General features: G+C 69.3%; 13 protein-coding genes and 2 pseudogenes. 8 read left to right on the top strand and 7 right to left on the bottom strand.

Annotation, left to right across the window (positions count from 1 at the left end; all coding sequences use genetic code 11):
• Window positions 1-75: 75 nt before the first annotated feature.
• A pseudogene (locus ACLQ2T_RS23190) lies at window positions 76-858 on the bottom strand (IS701 family transposase); the annotation flags it as partial.
• Window positions 859-866: 8 nt separating this feature from the next.
• Window positions 867-1,425: pseudogene (locus ACLQ2T_RS23185) on the bottom strand (IS3 family transposase); the annotation flags it as partial.
• 272 nt (window positions 1,426-1,697) lie between these two features.
• On the opposite strand from ACLQ2T_RS23185, the gene ACLQ2T_RS23180 reads away from it, so the two are divergent.
• Window positions 1,698-2,708, top strand: a complete 1,011-nt coding sequence (locus tag ACLQ2T_RS23180; protein ID WP_425768461.1) for an enoyl-CoA hydratase/isomerase family protein — start codon at window positions 1,698-1,700, stop codon at window positions 2,706-2,708.
• A gap of 84 nt (window positions 2,709-2,792) precedes the next feature.
• On the opposite strand, the gene ACLQ2T_RS23175 is transcribed toward ACLQ2T_RS23180, so the two are convergent.
• Both ACLQ2T_RS23175 and ACLQ2T_RS23170 read right to left on the bottom strand, forming a co-directional pair.
• Entirely contained in the window at window positions 2,793-3,125 is a 333-nt protein-coding gene (locus tag ACLQ2T_RS23175; protein WP_425768460.1) for a hypothetical protein, read from the bottom strand.
• A 404-nt stretch (window positions 3,126-3,529) separates the two neighbouring features.
• Window positions 3,530-4,075: a VanZ family protein gene (locus ACLQ2T_RS23170; RefSeq protein WP_425768459.1), complete on the bottom strand. Its 546-nt coding sequence runs from the start codon at window positions 4,073-4,075 to the stop codon at window positions 3,530-3,532.
• A 185-nt stretch (window positions 4,076-4,260) separates the two neighbouring features.
• Here ACLQ2T_RS23170 and ACLQ2T_RS23165 point away from each other — a divergent pair, with 185 nt between their 5' ends.
• Window positions 4,261-4,920 (top strand): acVLRF1 family peptidyl-tRNA hydrolase, encoded by a 660-nt coding sequence (locus ACLQ2T_RS23165; RefSeq protein ID WP_425768458.1) that lies wholly within the window; start codon window positions 4,261-4,263, stop codon window positions 4,918-4,920.
• A 530-nt stretch (window positions 4,921-5,450) separates the two neighbouring features.
• Here the strand turns inward: ACLQ2T_RS23165 and ACLQ2T_RS23160 are convergent.
• On the bottom strand, window positions 5,451-5,738 hold the full coding sequence (locus ACLQ2T_RS23160) for a hypothetical protein (protein WP_425768457.1): 288 nt from the start codon (window positions 5,736-5,738) through the stop codon (window positions 5,451-5,453).
• Between the two features lie 149 nt (window positions 5,739-5,887).
• Here ACLQ2T_RS23160 and ACLQ2T_RS23155 point away from each other — a divergent pair, with 149 nt between their 5' ends.
• From ACLQ2T_RS23155 to ACLQ2T_RS23140, 4 genes are all read left to right on the top strand, one after another.
• Entirely contained in the window at window positions 5,888-6,409 is a 522-nt protein-coding gene (locus ACLQ2T_RS23155) for a zinc-binding dehydrogenase (protein ID WP_425768465.1), read from the top strand.
• Between the two features lie 293 nt (window positions 6,410-6,702).
• Window positions 6,703-8,043: an NADP-specific glutamate dehydrogenase gene (gene gdhA, locus ACLQ2T_RS23150; protein WP_425768456.1), complete on the top strand. Its 1,341-nt coding sequence runs from the start codon at window positions 6,703-6,705 to the stop codon at window positions 8,041-8,043.
• A 56-nt stretch (window positions 8,044-8,099) separates the two neighbouring features.
• Window positions 8,100-8,582, top strand: a complete 483-nt coding sequence (locus ACLQ2T_RS23145; protein ID WP_425768455.1) for a hypothetical protein — start codon at window positions 8,100-8,102, stop codon at window positions 8,580-8,582.
• 15 nt (window positions 8,583-8,597) lie between these two features.
• On the top strand, window positions 8,598-8,954 hold the full coding sequence (locus tag ACLQ2T_RS23140; RefSeq protein ID WP_425768454.1) for a hypothetical protein: 357 nt from the start codon (window positions 8,598-8,600) through the stop codon (window positions 8,952-8,954).
• Between the two features lie 126 nt (window positions 8,955-9,080).
• Here the strand turns inward: ACLQ2T_RS23140 and ACLQ2T_RS23135 are convergent, their stop codons facing one another.
• A complete protein-coding gene (locus ACLQ2T_RS23135; RefSeq protein WP_425768453.1) occupies window positions 9,081-10,514 on the bottom strand; it encodes a class I adenylate-forming enzyme family protein in 1,434 nt (477 codons plus the stop codon).
• Entirely contained in the window at window positions 10,504-12,048 is a 1,545-nt protein-coding gene (locus ACLQ2T_RS23130) for an NAD(P)-binding domain-containing protein (protein WP_425768452.1), read from the bottom strand. Before ACLQ2T_RS23130 ends, ACLQ2T_RS23135 begins: the two co-directional genes overlap by 11 nt.
• Window positions 12,049-12,111: 63 nt before the next feature.
• On the opposite strand from ACLQ2T_RS23130, the gene ACLQ2T_RS23125 reads away from it, so the two are divergent.
• Both ACLQ2T_RS23125 and ACLQ2T_RS23120 read left to right on the top strand, forming a co-directional pair.
• Window positions 12,112-13,599: an aromatic amino acid ammonia-lyase gene (locus ACLQ2T_RS23125; RefSeq protein ID WP_425768451.1), complete on the top strand. Its 1,488-nt coding sequence runs from the start codon at window positions 12,112-12,114 to the stop codon at window positions 13,597-13,599.
• 12 nt (window positions 13,600-13,611) lie between these two features.
• Entirely contained in the window at window positions 13,612-15,177 is a 1,566-nt protein-coding gene (locus ACLQ2T_RS23120; RefSeq protein ID WP_425768450.1) for an NAD(P)-binding domain-containing protein, read from the top strand.
• Window position 15,178 lies beyond the last annotated feature (1 nt).

Below are 15,178 nucleotides of genomic sequence, written 5' to 3'. Positions count from 1 at the left end.
CTTCCATGATGAACATCCTCCCGAGGAGCACACAGCCCCTCTGAGCTGGGATGTCCGTCAAACCGGGTCAGGCCCACGCGGGCCCTTGGATCCGGCGCCCGCGCTGCTGTGCTGCCATGCCGAGGCCGGTAGTTCGGCGGCGACCTGGTCGGCCCGGACCTTGGCCTTGCCGCCGTCGAGAGGCACCAGGTGGCTGCGGGACACGGCCAGGACATAGCCCAGGCGGTGTTGGCGCAGGTGAGCGCGGAATACACTGCTGTTGCCGTAGGCCTCGTCCGCCGCGGCCCACCCCGCGGGAACGCCGGCGTCGACGGCTGCGGTGAACATGTCGGCGGCCAACTCGGATTTCGTGGCGAACTCAACCTCCTCCGGGATCCCGGCGGCCTGGCAGCGGTCCCGGTCCTCGGTCCACGACACCGGCAGGTAGACCCTGCGGTCGATCAGCGTGTGCCCGTGCCCACTGGCATAGCCCAGGAACACGCCGACCTGCGCGTTCTCAATCCGCCCAGCGGTGCCGGTGTACTGGCGTTGCACCCCAACCGAATGCACACCCTTCTTCAGGTCCCCGGTCTCGTCCACGACCAGCACCGCGTCCGGGTCACCGAACCGGTCGACGATCACCCGGCGCAGGTCATCGCGGACAGCATCGGCGTCCCACACCGCCCGATACAACAACCTCTGCATCACATCCGGCCGGGCGTGCCCGGCCTGCTCCGCCAACTGCCAACACGTCTTGACCTCGATCTCAGCCAACAGGCCCGTCACGAACGCCGCCGCCGTCCGACACAGCTCGACCCGTCCGAACCGGCCCTTGTCGTGGGCAGCAGCGCAGCTTGGCGAGGATCGGGCCTGCTGCACAGTTTCAGTCACGCGGCCTGACTGGCCGGTGGGGTCGTGATGGTCTCGTACTCGATAGGGGTCGACCGGGACGGGGATCGTTGGCGTCGGCGGCGGTGGTAGGTCCGTTCGACCCAGGTCACGATCGCGGTCCTGAGTTGTTGGCGGGTGGTCCAGGTTCGGCGGTCGAGGACGTTGTTCTGCAGCAGGCCGGGTAACGATTCCCATGGCGGTGTTGTCGCCGGTGGCGCCGACTCTGCCCATCGATGCGGTCAGGTGATGTTGGTGCAGGGGTGGACGGATCTTCGGCTGTGAAATTGGGATCCGCGGTTGGTGTGCAGCACGCAGCCCGCCTACCCGGCCGCGTCGGGCTACGGCGCTATGCAACGCGTTGACGGCCAAGCGGGAGTTCATCCGCGAGTCGATGGAGTAGCCGGCGATCCGGTTCGACCACACGTCCTTGATCGCGCACAGGTAGAGATTGCCCTCGCCGGTGCGGTGTTCGGTGATGTCGGCCAGCCACAAGCGGTTCGGGCCGTGGGCGGTGAAGTTTCGCTTGACGAGGTCGTCGTGAACCGGCGGACCGGCCTTGCCACCCGGACCGCGACGCCCGTTCCCACCACGAGACGCCATGGTGGAACAGCTCACCCACTCATCGTCGGCAGGAGCGTCGCCGCAACAACGACCGGTTCGGCGACGTGTACGCCCGAGCACCGGCGCGGCGGCTGTGGCAACCTCAGCGAGACCGGCATCGAGAAGATCGTCCGCGACCTCCGAGCCCACCGGAGATTCCTCGAAGGGACCAACGAGATTATGGGGCTGATCATCGCCCGCAGCCTGCTCGACGAACGGAGGGCCGCATGAGCGCGCCACCGGTCATCGCCCGGCTGACCGGCCACCTCGGGCACCTGACGTTGAACCGGCCGACCGCGATCAACGCCCTGACCGCGGAGATGGTCACCATCATCCGCCGCACCCTGGCGCTGTGGGCGGCCTCCGACCGCGTCCGCACCGTCCTGATCACCGGCGCCGGTGGCCGTGGCCTGTGTGCCGGCGGTGACATCCGTGCCATTCACGCCGACGCCGTCTCCGGCGGAACTGCGTCGCTGGACTTCTGGGCCGACGAGTACCGGCTCAACGCCACCATCGCCGCCTATCCCAAACCCATCGTGGCCTGGATGGACGGCCTGGTCATGGGCGGTGGGATCGGTATCTCCGGCCACGCGTCGCTGCGGGTGGTGACCGAACGTTCCCGGCTCGCGATGCCGGAGGTGGGCATCGGTTTCCACCCCGACGTCGGCGGCTCGTGGCTGCTCTCCCACGCACCCGGCCAACTCGGCACCCACCTCGCCCTGACCGGCACCCCCATCGGTGCCGCCGACGCCATCGCCGTCGGCCTGGCCGATCACTACATCCCCACCGAGCGGCTCCCGTACCTGAGGCTCGCGCTGGCCCGTCGGGACGCCGCCAGCGCCGTCGCCTCGTTCGCCACCCCCCCGCCCCCGGCCGAACTCGTCGCCGCCCGACACTGGATCGACGAGTGCTACGCGGGGGAGTCGGTCGAGGAGATCGTCGAGCGGCTTGCCCGCCACGGCTCGCCCGACGCACGAGCCGCCGCCAAGGTGATCGCCACCCGGTCACCCACCGCGCTGGCCGTCACGCTCCGTTCGCTGCGCAGCGCCGCGCGCCTGCCCGACCTGCCGGCGGCGCTGGCGCAGGAGTATCGGCTGTCCGCCGCGATGCTGCGCCTGCCCGACCTGGCCGAGGGCATCCGCGCCCAGATCATCGACAAGGACCGCCGCCCCCGCTGGCAGCCGTCAACGCTCGCCGACGTGTCACCGCACCTCGTGGACGCCTGCTTCCTGGGATAGCGCCCTTGATGCCGCGAGCAAGAAGGCAGGCCGGGCGCCAGCGCCGATGAGCACGACAGGTACACCCGGACAGGCGCCCCTGCGTCAGCGCCGCAGGCCGTGCAGGAGCGCGCCGTGCAGGACGGCGGACGGGGCCGCGCCGAGGTCGAGTCGGTCCGGTGTGACGTCGGCGCGGACGAGGAGGTCGCCGACGGCGGCGATCATGGCGCCGTTGTCGGTGCAGAGCCGTGGTGACGGTACGCCCAGCCGCACTCCGGCGGCGGCGCAGCGGTGTTCGGCGAGGTGCCCTACCCGGCTGTTGGCGGCGACCCCGCCGACGAGCAGCAGCGTGTCGGCCTGGTGGTCGCGGCAGGCCGCCAGGTACAGCAGCCGTAGCGAGGGGATGTTTTCATTCGGTGTTTCTCCGACAACGGGCAAACGCGGATAGGTCCGATCGAACGCTGAGGGCAGCTCGCCGCGCCGTCCGCCGGAGCGGACGCGACCAGCGTCACCGACAGAGGGGCAATATCCGCGGCAAGGGATACGGCGGAGACGACAACCAAGGCTATAACGCAGGCGTCTCGAGCGACGGCGGCGGGATGCCGTAAAGCGACGTCGACCAGCCGGGGCAACTCCTCGTCAAGACAAGCTCGGATCGCGGCAGGAGCGGATGGCCTGGCCGCTACAACCTGAGTCCACGACGCGCGATGAATTCCAGGACGTCGGCCGCCTCAAACTCCGGGTCGTCGCCATCGTGGAAGTGGAACCAGACCTCCTCGCGGCAGTGACCATCAGCGACCGGGAAGCCGTGGTGGGTGTCCGGCTCCGTGACCGGGAGAGGCTCATCGCGACGGTGGTGACAGCAGGCGGTCGGGAACGGGCAGCCGACGTGCCGCGAGGACGGCCAGGCCTGCACCCGTCGCGTTCAACAGCACGTCGTCGATCGATGAGACGCGTCCGAGCGCGAGGGCGTACTGCAGGGCTTCCACCGCGGTCGACATGCCTGCAACCGCTACGACCACATGTGCGAACCGGACCTGCCACCCCATGCCCAGACCGAACCCCACCGCCGCGAACACCAGTAGATTGCCCACGATCTGGAAGAACGCGGTCAGCGGATGGCCGGCGAGGATCTCCACAAGGTCACGCAGCGGCACCAGCCGAACCTCTCGGGGTGCGTCGAGTGGGGTGAGGACCACCATCAGCCACGGCAGCGTCCAGACCGCCATGACCGTCGTGGCCAAGGCCCGCCGGACCGCCAACTCCGCTGGGACGCCGCGCTGCCGGTAACAGGCCACGAGGTGACGCCTGCCGACCAGGCCGGCCATGACGAGAGCCACGGCAGTCACCATGACCGGAAGCCAACGCAGGTACCCGCCCGGGATCATCGCGACGCATCATAGTCCGGCCGGGTGTCACCCCACGCCAACGATGTGTGCGGATTCCCGCGCACAAGATCGGGTGACCGCTCACCGGCAGAACCGGGCATCAGTTGGGCTGTGTTCGATGGCGCGACCCGCTTCATGTGAGCATGGTGGGTGCAGGCTGGCCGTTCCCGATGGGTGGTGTTCACGTGGTGAAGGCGCGACCCGCCGCGGGTGGGGGGCGGTGGGTGGAGATCTCGCCGGAGCGGATTCGTGGTTGGCTCGACGGCTTCTACGGCCGCCACGACGGTGCCACCGAGCAGGGCCTGGTGGTGACTGGCGTGAGCAACGGTGATACCGCCACGCTGTATCCGCCGCCGGGGCTTGCCGACGTGAAGGATGTCGACACGCTGTTGGCGCGCATCATCCGACCGCCCCGGATCGCCGTGCTGTTGGCCCGTAAGGGCGCGGTTGCCGCCGGTGTCGTGGACGGTACGACGATCACTGTCTCCAAGGTCGAGCGCTTCTACGTGCAGGGTCGCACCGCGGCCGGCGGATCCTCGCAGCAGCGCTACGCGCGTCGCCGAGCCAACCAGGCCCAGGCTGCCACTTCGCGGGCTGCGGACATCGCCGCGCGGATCATGTTGCCTCATGCGCCCGGTGTTGTCGCCGATCCGCACGATGCGATCAGTGCCCTGGTCTGTGGCGGCGACCGGTTGATGATCGACGAGGTGCTGACGGACCGGCGTCTGTCGCCACTGGCACTGCTGCGTCATCCACACCTGCTCGAATCCGCCGAGCCCCGTCTGGCCGTCCTGGAGGATGCGGCGGTTACGGCCAGACGGATCCGCGTCCATCTGATGCCGTGACCACGATCAGGTCCAGCAGGTTGACGACGGCGCGATCAGGATGAGGTGCGGCGGCCCCACAGCGCTGGACCTGTGCGCGATGTCCCGTGACCCGCCCGCTCTGCCAGAAGCGCCCGGCTACGCCTGGTGGAACGTGACGATGTCCACCTCGTTGCCTTCCGGGTCGATGAGGGTTCGACGAGGAGCGTTCTCGGTGACGATCCGTCCTCCGGCGGCCACAGCCGCGTCGATGCGGGCTTGGGCCTGGTCGTACGGACGAAGAGGTCGACATGAATGCGGTTGCGGCGCGTCGAACCAGGCGCTCGCGCCGGTGTCCAGACGCGCCAGTCTCGGACACCGTCCGCTTGTTGGAACTCGGTCACTGTGGCTCGATCCATCAGATTCCCCTATCCCGCAGCCAGGGCAGCGCGTCGAACAGGAGCTTGGGCGAGGCCGAGCAGGACCGCGGCGGTGGTGGCGGCCAGGACGGCCGCCGCCACCGGACGGGTGATCGGCAGGCATGGGCGGTGGCCCCGTAGATCAGTTCCTGATCAGAAGGGGGGCGCGTCCTCGCCCATCAACGCCAGCACGACGCCGCCCTTCCCACGCTTGAGGCCCTGGACCACGACCTTGCCGGTGCTGCCGTCGGGCAACTCCAACGTGAAGGTCTTCCCGACCGCGTTCTTGGGGCCGTTGCCGGCGCTGTTGGCGGGTCGGAAGTCACCTGCCCACGGCGGGATCCCACCCTTACGGGCGGGCTCGGCGAAGAGTGCGGCGGTGCCGGGGGTCCTGGTGCCGTCCGAGGAAAGAAGCACTGAGGCGCTGCGATAGGTAGCCATATACGCCAAGGCTATCCCGGACTGCGTTCATTTCACGACACGACAACTGAGCCGTGGCGCGGAACGGCCACGGGGAGTGACCTTGATCTGCTCACCCCTCGGGTTGACCGTGCGTTGGCCGCAGCCCGAGCTGACCCCGGTCGCCGAACCTGCAGCTTCGGCGGCGCACAGCCCGCCAGCTCGCCCGTGCTGCAGGCGCACAGGTCGTCGGAGCCGCTCGCGGATCGCGGAAGCTCGATGTGGTCCGGGACCTGGGTGCCGATGCGGTGGTCGACTACTCCGAACCGGGCTGGACCACGCGGGTGCTTGAGGCGACCGGTGGCGCGGGACCGGATGTGGTGTTCGACGGTGTCGGCGGCGAGATCGGGCGGGCCGCGTTCGATGTGACGGCCCGCGGCGGCCGCTTCTCGGTGCACGGCGCCGCCAGTGGTGAGGCCACAGTCATCGACCCTGTGAAGGCAAGCCACAAGGGCGTGACGGTGATCGGCATTGAACAGCTCTTTGACTTCGGACCGCATCTGCGGCGATGGGCAGCGCGGATGATGCCGCAGACGGCAGAGGGAGCCGTCCGGCCGATCATCGGGCAGACCTTTCCGTTGGAGCGTGCCGCTGAAGCGCACGCCGCAGTCGAGAACCGTACTGCCGTGGGGAAGACCCTGCTGCTGATCTGAGGCATTGCACCCGGGGGTCGCTGGCCCGGCCACCTCGTCCGCCACTGACGCCCGATGACCGTATGCCACCACCATCACCGGCGCCGCTGCCGGATTTGTTTCGGGCTCTCGTCGGAGGGCACCTGCCGTGCTACCTGCCAAGATATGGGGGCATGCGCGGCGCTGTGGATCTCGACGCCCATATCCTGTAACCGAGACCAGGGCCCACGACGGTGTGGGCGACTGCCGTGTGGGCCCCGTCCGATGTCTGTGGCGCGAGGTCGCATAGCAAGGCATGCCCGGAGGGCTTTTTGTTGACGCATGAGAAGTTCGAGGCCGTTCTGACCGGTGTGATCCGACGCAACCCCGGCGAGGCGGAGTTCCACCAGGCGGTGCGTGAGGTGCTGGACAGCATTCGTCCAGCGCTCGTCCGGCACCCGGAGTACCACGAGGCGAAGATCATCGAGCGGATCTGCGAACCGGAGCGGCAGGTGATCTTCCGGGTGCCGTGGGAGGACGACCGTGGCGAGGTGCACGTCAACCGCGGTTTCCGGGTGGAGTACAACAGTGTCCTGGGCCCGTACAAGGGCGGCCTGCGGTTCCATCCGTCGGTGTATCTGGGCATCGTGAAGTTCCTCGGCTTCGAGCAGATCTTCAAAAACGCTCTGACCGGTATGCCGATCGGTGGTGGCAAGGGCGGCGCGGACTTCGATCCCAAGGGTCGCTCGGATCGCGAGGTGATGCGCTTCTGCCAGAGCTTCATGACCGAGTTGTACCGGCACATCGGCGAGTACACCGACGTGCCGGCCGGTGACATCGGGGTAGGCGCACGCGAGATCGGCTACCTGTTCGGCCAGTACAAGCGCATCACCAACCGGTACGAGTCCGGGGTGCTGACCGGCAAGGGGCTCGCGTACGGCGGCGCCCAGGTGCGTCGGGAGGCCACCGGGTACGGCTGCGTGTTCTTCGCCGAGGAGATGTTGCGTGCCGCCGGGAGCGGGCTCGACGGCAAGCGGGTGGTGGTCTCCGGATCCGGCAATGTGGCGATCTACGCCATCGAGAAGGTTCAGCAGCTCGGCGGCGTGGCGGTGGCGTGCGCGGACTCCTCCGGTTACGTGGTGGATGAGAAGGGCATCGACGTCGAGGTGCTCAAGCAGATCAAGGAGGTGCAGCGCGGCCCGATCAGGGACTACGCCGAGGCCCGACGACACGCGACCTTCGTACCCGGGCGCAGAGTGTGGGAGGTGCCCTGTGAGGTCGCCCTACCCTGCGCCACGCAGAACGAGGTCAGTGGCGCGGACGCCGCCGCCCTGGTCGCGAATGGCTGCATCGCGGTGGTGGAGGGCGCGAACATGCCGACGACGCCGGACGGCATCCGGGTTTTCACCGAGGCCGGTGTGCGTTTCGCGCCGGGCAAGGCCGCCAATGCCGGCGGCGTGGCCGCCAGCGCTTTGGAGATGCAGCAGAACGCCAGCCGCGACTCATGGACGTTCACCTACTCCGAGCAGCGGCTCCAGCAGATCATGCAGGACATCCACGCCCGCTGCTTCGAGACCGCGGAGGAGTACGGGATGCCCGGCAACTACATGGCCGGGGCGAACATCAACGGCTTCCTCCGGGTCGCCGAAGCCATGCTCGTTCAGGGACTCATCTGACTGTTCGGAAGTCTCCGCAGCCAGGGCCGTAGCCGCCGGCGCAGCGGGGGTGCTGTGTGCGCGGTCGGCAGCTGCTGGCCGAGGAGCTCGGAGTGGAGCCGGGCGCCGAACTGGTCACGCTGCGGCGGTCGATCCTCGAACGCGACCCGGTGCTGGCGCCGTCGCCCACCCCGATCACCACCGCCGCGCCTCCGGTGACCAACCTGCCCGCGCCGGTCAGCGGCCTGATCGGCCGCGACGCCGCGGTGGTGCAGGTACGGGCCCTGCTGGAGGCCAGCCGTCTGGTGACGCTGCACGGCATCGGCGGGGTCGGCAAGACCAGTCTCGCGCTGGCCGCCGCCCGGCAGGTCGCCGGTCAGTACCCGGACGGGGTGTGGCTGGTGGAACTGTCCATCGTCGCCGCCGGCCCGGACGAGCCGGACCCGTTCTCCGCAGTCGCCGATCAGGTCGCCATCGCGCTGGGGGTGCGTACGACCGCCCGTGAGAACTGGCTCACCAGTGCCTGGCGGCCCGGCTGGAGGACCGGTTTGCCCTGTTGACCCAGGGTATGCGGGGTGCGCCGGCTCGTCGCCGAGCAGCGCGGAGACGCCGAGACCGCGCTGCGCCTGCACCGTGAGGGCAGTGTGGCGGCGTGGGGGACCGGTGACCCGCGGACCATCGCGCTGTCCCTCGAGGGTGTCGCAGGCACCTACTCGCTGCTCGGCGACCAAGAACGCGCGGCGCTGCTGTCCGGTGCCGCCCAGGCTGTCCGGACGGGTGCGGGCGCGCCGTTGCCCCCGGCGGAGCGGGGCGACGTGGATCGGATCACCGCCCGCGGTGTCGCTGCCGTGGGCGATGCCTTCGCCAAGCACGTCGGCGACGGGCGGCTGATGGAGTTGAGCGAGGCCCGGCGGCTGGTCTTCGACGACTGACCCGCGTGCGACCGCGCCTACACGGGCGCAAGACAGCCACCGGATCCCGCCTGCCGCCCGGCGGTCTTCGCTGGCGCGTCTTGTGGGTGATGGACGCCGACACGTCTCAAGGCACCATCAAGCTGGTCATCTGTTCGTCATGCGTGCCAGGGCGCGCTTGTCCGGCTTACCATTCGGTCCCACCGGAACTCGATCGATCGACTGGATCGTCTGCGGAGCCGACGGCGCTCCCAGTGCCGCCGCTACCAGGGCACGCAGCCGTCCGGCATCCGGTGTGTGACCGGCAGCCGGCACCACGTAGGCGTGCACCGCTTCCCCGGTGGCGTCATCGGGGCGGCCGACGACGTAGGCCTCGGCGACCGTGGGGTCAGCGGCGAGCACTCGCTCGATGGGACCGGCGTACACCAGGTTGGCGTGCACGATGATGACCTCCCGGGTCCGGCCGAGCAGGTGCAGGTAGCCGTCGTCGTCCAGCCGGGCCAGGTCACGGGTGCGCACCCAGCCGTCGAGGAAGACCTCGGCGGTTTCGACCGGGTCCGTCCAGTAGGCGGTGGCCTGCGCGGGTGTCCGCACGAAGAGTTCTCCCTCGGTGGCGGGTCGGCCGTCGGCGTCTCGGATGGACAGTTCGGTGACCGGGGGTGGGCGGCCGACCGAGGCGAGTGCGGCCGGGGAGGACAGCATCTCGGTCGGCGTCACCATCGTGATCATGCCGGTTTCGGTCTGGCCGTAGCCGTGGAAGATCACCGGGCCGAGTACGTCGAGGGCCTCGGCGAGCCGGCCCGGTGCGAGCGGGCTGCCGGAGACCACCAGGGCCCGCAGGCTGCTCAGGTCGACCGGATCGGTGCGCTGGTCGTGCACGAGTTGGTACAGCTTGCCCACGGTGATCACGCTCGCGGTCGCCCGATGTCGGGCGACCATGCCGGGGAAACCCGGGGGCCGGGCCGCGACCAGGGTGCCGCCCGCGGCCAGGGTGAGGATGCCGTACTCCAGCATCACCTGGCTGTTCAGCGAACCGAAGACCAGATACCGCTGGAGCCGGGTGGCCAGGTCGGCGATCGGCGGGGGCCACCGGTCCGGGTACGGCGCCCAGGCCGCGCTCATCGCCGCGTACGTCTGCGCGCAGCCCTTGGGGTTGCCGGTGCTGCCGCTGGTCCAGACGATCCGGGCGACCTCGTCCGGGCGGCCGGCGGCGATCAGCGGGTTTCCGTCGTCGGGGGTGCGGGCCAGGTCGGCGACCCGGGCGTCGTCGACCAGCAGGGTGTTCTCGCCGGGTTGCCAGGCGTGGTGGGCCGGTGTCAGGTCGGGGCGGATCCCGGAGACCCGGGCACCGACCGCGAAGGCCGCGATGATCGCCGCGAAGGCCTCCGCGGTGACGCCGAGCCGCAGGGCCACCCCGATGCCGGGGCCGGCCCCGGCAGCGCGCAGCCCGGCGGCGATGCGACGGACCAGCCGGTGCATCTGCGCTGCGGTGACGGTCCGGTCGCCCGCTTCGAAGACGGGCCGGTCGTCACCGGCGGCGAGCAGGTCCAACACCGGCTGCGGCCAGACCTCAACCGGCATCGGAGAGTACGCCTTTGATGAAGAGCACCAGCGGCTGGTGGTGCACGTCCGGCAGATTCCAGTGGTTCTCGAGGTTCTCCGCCAGGTGGTGGGTGGCGACGACCTGACCGCCGCGGTGGACCCGTACGACCGGGTGCAGGTAGCTGGCGTCGTGGGCGTGCGCGGCGTCGTTCTCGGCGATCCGGGGCACGGTGATGTCGAAGGGGTCGACCTGGTCGTGGTCCGGGCCGTACTCCAACGTGATCACGAAGGCGAACGGTTCCGGACCCAGGCCGCCGTCGTGCAGGTAACCGACCGGTACCTCCTCGTGATACCGCGCAGTGTCGCCGGAGATGACGACGACGTCGCCGAGGACGGCGAACTGTTGCCACAGCGCCGAGGTGCGGTTGATCCGGGCGATGAACGCGTCGGCGATCGCCTCCGGGGTGCTCTCCAATGCCGTGGCCGGCCAGGGGGTGTCGTGGTGGCGGGCGTGGAGAATCCGGTGCAGGGCCCGTACCCCGTACCGGAAACCGTGGATGAATCCGCTGGTGGAGCGCTTGAAGTCGCGCTGCTGGGTGAGGGTGCCGGCGAAGTACAGGCCGGGTACGTTCACCGCCTCGTACGCCGAGGTCTGCTCCGGGAAGCGGTCGTTGATGACCAGCCGTGGCCGGGCGGAGGGGTCGAAGATGCCGGCGTCGAACCGGAATCCGGTGCAGAGGATGACCCGGTCGTAGTCGATCTGCCGGATCGACTCGACGGTGCGGGCGTACCGGAAGTCGATTCGGTAGCCGCCGTCGTCGCGCCGCGCGATCCGCTCCACGGTGCCGTCGAGGACCGCGTTCTGCGACTTGAGCTGATACGTGTCGAGGAAGTTGTTGTTCACCGCGCGCAGGTGCCCGACATAGTGCGACTGCCACGCCAGCTTGATCGAGTGTGGACCGGCGACATGGATGACGGCGGCGGTCTCGACGAGTGCGTCGGCGGTCTCGAAGGCCGAGTTGCCCTTGCCGATGATGAGGACCCGCTGGTTGGTGAAGTCCTCCGGGTCGACGCTGACGGTGTCGTACCGTTCGGCGAGTTCGGCGCCCTCGATCGGCGGGACGTACAGCTGGGACACGCCGGTGGCGACGACCACCCGGCGGGCCGTGATGGTGCCGTCGCCGGCATGGACGGTGAACAGGTCGCCGTCGCGCGCGATCCGGGTGACCCGGGTGTCGTACCTGATCGGCAGGTCGCGGGCGAAGTCGGCCAGGTAGCGCACCAGGTCTGCGGCGTCCGGGAAGTACCGCCGGCTGTAGTTCTTGAACAGCAGTGCCGGATCGTCGGTGAGTAGCGAGTTCCAGTCCGCGCGCAGGTTGAATTCCGGATCGTCGGAACCGGTCCAGACCTTGTTGATCGAAATGAGTTGTCGGTGCCGGGGATAGCGGGTGAAGAACGTGCCCGGTGCCGGGCCGGCCTCCAGGACCAGATAGTCGTGGCCGTCGCGCTCAAGCAGGTGAGCGAGCTGTAGCCCGGCCGGTCCGGCTCCAATGATCAGGTAATCGAGCGTCATGCGGCGCAACCTATCGATCCGATTTCAAAGGGTTCTGAGAATTCGTCTCTAGGGTGCGTTCGCATGACGACAGAGGTGGACCTCGCGGTCCCGCTGCGGATCGCCGATCTGCGCGCCGCCCGCGACCCAGTGAAAATCGTGATCGGACCCCAGCTTCGGGACCGGGTCGCGGCCGGCCGTACCTTCCTGTCCGAGGTGCTCGGCGACGACCGCGCGGTGTACGGCGCCACCACCGGTTTCGGTGCCCTGGTGGGGTACGCGGGCCGCGCCGACCTGCGGGACCAGGCCGACAACACCCTCGCCCACCTAGGTGCCGGTCAGGGCCCGGAGCTGGATGCGGAGGTGGTCCGGGCGACCCTGCTGCTGCGGGCCGGATCGCTGGCCCGGGGCGCGTCGGGGGTGTCCCCGCACGTCATCGACGCTCTCGCGGCGATGCTGGCGACCACCTTCGTGCCGGCGGTGCCCCGGTTGGGTTCGGTCGGGGCCAGCGGTGACCTGATTCCGCTCGGCGCGGCCGCTCAGGCGTTACGGGGCCGGGGCCACGCCTATCTGGACGGGGTACGGCTGCCCGCGGCCGAGGCGCTCGCCCGGGCCGGTCTGGAGCCGTTGCCGCTGGACGGGCGGGACGCCCTGGCCCTGGTCAACGGCACCTCGCTGACCACCGCGGCGACCGCACTCGCGCTGGAGGAGGTCCGCGCCGCGCACCGGGGTGTTCAGGTGCTCACCTGCCTGCTGGCCGACCTGCTCGGCAGTGACCCGCAGTTCCTCGATGCCCGACTGCTTCAGGCGTACGGCCATCCGGGGGCGATCGGTGTGGGCGTCCACATGCGGCGGATCAGTGCCGGGCTCGTGCCGTCCGGCAAACGCCCACTTCAGGAGCCGTACAGTATCCGCTGTTCACCGCAGCTGCTCGGCGCGGCCGAGGACGCCCTGCGCTACGTCGACGCCGTCATCGCGGCCGACCTCGGCGGCGTCACCGACAATCCCTTGTTCTTTCCCGACGAGGACCTCGTCGTACACGGCGGCAACTTCTTCGGACAGCCGGCGGCGTTCGCCGCCGACCTGCTGTCGATGGTCGTGGCGCAGGTGGGCAACCTGGCCGAACGGCAACTGGATCTGCTCGTCGACCCGAACCGCAACGGCGGCCTGCCGCCGATGCTGGCCGCCGGCCCGGGACAGCAGCACGGGCTACAGGGCGTGCAACTGGCGGCGACCGCCCTGATCACCGAGATCCGCCGGGACACCATGCCCGCGAGCATGCAGAGCGTGCCGACCAACCTGCACAACCAGGATGTCATCCCGCTCGGCACCCAGGCCGCGCTGCGGGCGCTGGACCAGGCCCGGCTGCTGCACCTCATCGTCGGGTCGCTGGCGGTGGGGCTGCGTCAGGCCGCATACGTCGGTGCGCGGACGCCGACCGCGTCCGGTTGCGCCGAGATCCTGGCCGCGCTGGCCGCAGCCGTACCCGTGATCGATCCGGACCGGCCGTTGAGCGATGACGTGCGGCGCGCCGCCGAGGTCGTCGCAGATTTCTCCGTTCGTCTTTCCTGAGGGGTGGGTGCAATGACGCTTGACTACCTGATCGTCGGGGCCGGGCCGGCCGGCCTGCAACTGGCCGCTCTGCTGGAGGCCGATGGCAGGGGTGACTATCTGGTCCTGGAACAGGCGGAGATCCCCGGGGCCTTCTTCGCGACCTTTCCCCGCCACCGGCAACTGATCTCCATCAACAAGCCGCACACCGGCTCGGAGGACCCCGAGCTCAACCTGCGGCTGGACTGGAACTCGCTGCTCAGCGACGACCCGGCGCTGCGGTTCACCAGCTACACCGAACGGTACTTCCCGGAGGCCGAGGTGATGGTCCGCTATCTGGCGGACTTCGCCGCCAAGACGGGGGTGCGGGTTCGGTACAACTCCCGGGTGACCTCGGTGCGCAAGGCCGATGGAGTGTTCGAGGTCCGGGCGGGGGAGGAGGTCTTCCGGGCGCGCCGGCTCATCGTCGCCACCGGGGTCTCCAAGCCGTACCGGCCGCAGATTCCCGGGCTGGAGCTTGCCGAACAGTACGCGGAGATGTCCGTCGACCCGCGCGACTATCTCGACCAGAAAGTGTTGATCATCGGCAAGGGGAACTCCGCGTTCGAGACCGCGGACAACCTGATGGAGACCACCACCCTGATCCACATCGCGGGACCCAGTTCGATCCGGATGGCCTGGCGCACCCACTACGTGGGGCACCTGCGGGCGGTGAACAACAACTTCCTGGACACGTACCAACTGAAGTCGGCCAACGCGATCCTGGACGGCGACGTCAAACGCATCGAGCGCGACGGCACCGGTTTCAAGGTGACCTTCTCGTTCTCCCGCGCGGACGAGGTGGTCAAGGAACTGTGGTACGACCGGGTGCTGGCCTGCACCGGGTTCGCCTTCGACGCCTCGATCTTCGACGACACCTGCCGTCCGGCACTCGCGATCAGGGACCGCTTTCCGGCACAGACCCCGGAGTGGGAATCGGTGAACGTCCCCGGCCTCTACTTCGCCGGCACGATAACCCAGGAACGGGACTTCAAGCGTTCCACCAGCGGATTCATCCACGGTTTCCGGTACGCCGTACGGGCCCTGCACCGGGTTCTCCACACCCGCCACCACGACACGCCGTGGCCGGCGGAGAAGCTGGACGCCACCGGGCAGTCGATCGCCGACGCCATCGTCGCGCGGGTCAACCGCACCTCCGCCCTGTGGCAGCAGTTCGGCTTCCTCGGTGACGTGGTCACGGTGGCCGGATCCGACGCGCGCTACCACGAGGAGGTGCCGGTCGAATACTTCACCCACACCGGCCTGCGTACCGCAGACCACGACTACGCGCACGCCTTCGTCGTCACGCTGGAGTACGGCCCCGCCCACGACCAGGTGGATCCGTTCGACGTCACCGTCAGCCGGGTCGCGCAGGATGTCGTCGGCCAGGCCCACGACGCCGCCTACCTGCATCCGGTCGTCCGTCACCACCGGGCGGGCCAGGTCGTCGCCACCCACCACCTGGCGGAGAACCTGGAGAACCGGTGGGACCGGCCGGAGATCCATGTCGCGCCGCTGACCGCCTTCCTCGACCGCTGCCTGAGCAGTGTCGAGGGTTGAG

It is taken from the genome of Micromonospora sp. DT229 (genome assembly GCF_049844505.1).
Classification (GTDB): domain Bacteria; phylum Actinomycetota; class Actinomycetes; order Mycobacteriales; family Micromonosporaceae; genus Micromonospora.
The sequence above is the reverse complement of the archived record's forward strand: the minus strand, read 5'-3'. Positions and strand labels throughout refer to the sequence as shown.

What these genes read in the sequence shown, in the direction of transcription:
- ACLQ2T_RS23160 (WP_425768457.1), bottom strand. Translation starts at nt 5,738, where the DNA reads ATGGCTACCTATCGCAGCGCCTCAGTGCTTCTTTCCTCGGACGGCACC.
- ACLQ2T_RS23120 (WP_425768450.1), top strand. Translation starts at nt 13,612, where the DNA reads ATGACGCTTGACTACCTGATCGTCGGGGCCGGGCCGGCCGGCCTGCAA.
- ACLQ2T_RS23135 (WP_425768453.1), bottom strand. Translation starts at nt 10,514, where the DNA reads ATGCCGGTTGAGGTCTGGCCGCAGCCGGTGTTGGACCTGCTCGCCGCC.
- ACLQ2T_RS23180 (WP_425768461.1), top strand. Translation starts at nt 1,698, where the DNA reads ATGAGCGCGCCACCGGTCATCGCCCGGCTGACCGGCCACCTCGGGCAC.
- ACLQ2T_RS23125 (WP_425768451.1), top strand. Translation starts at nt 12,112, where the DNA reads ATGACGACAGAGGTGGACCTCGCGGTCCCGCTGCGGATCGCCGATCTG.
- ACLQ2T_RS23130 (WP_425768452.1), bottom strand. Translation starts at nt 12,048, where the DNA reads ATGACGCTCGATTACCTGATCATTGGAGCCGGACCGGCCGGGCTACAG.
- ACLQ2T_RS23170 (WP_425768459.1), bottom strand. Translation starts at nt 4,075, where the DNA reads ATGATCCCGGGCGGGTACCTGCGTTGGCTTCCGGTCATGGTGACTGCC.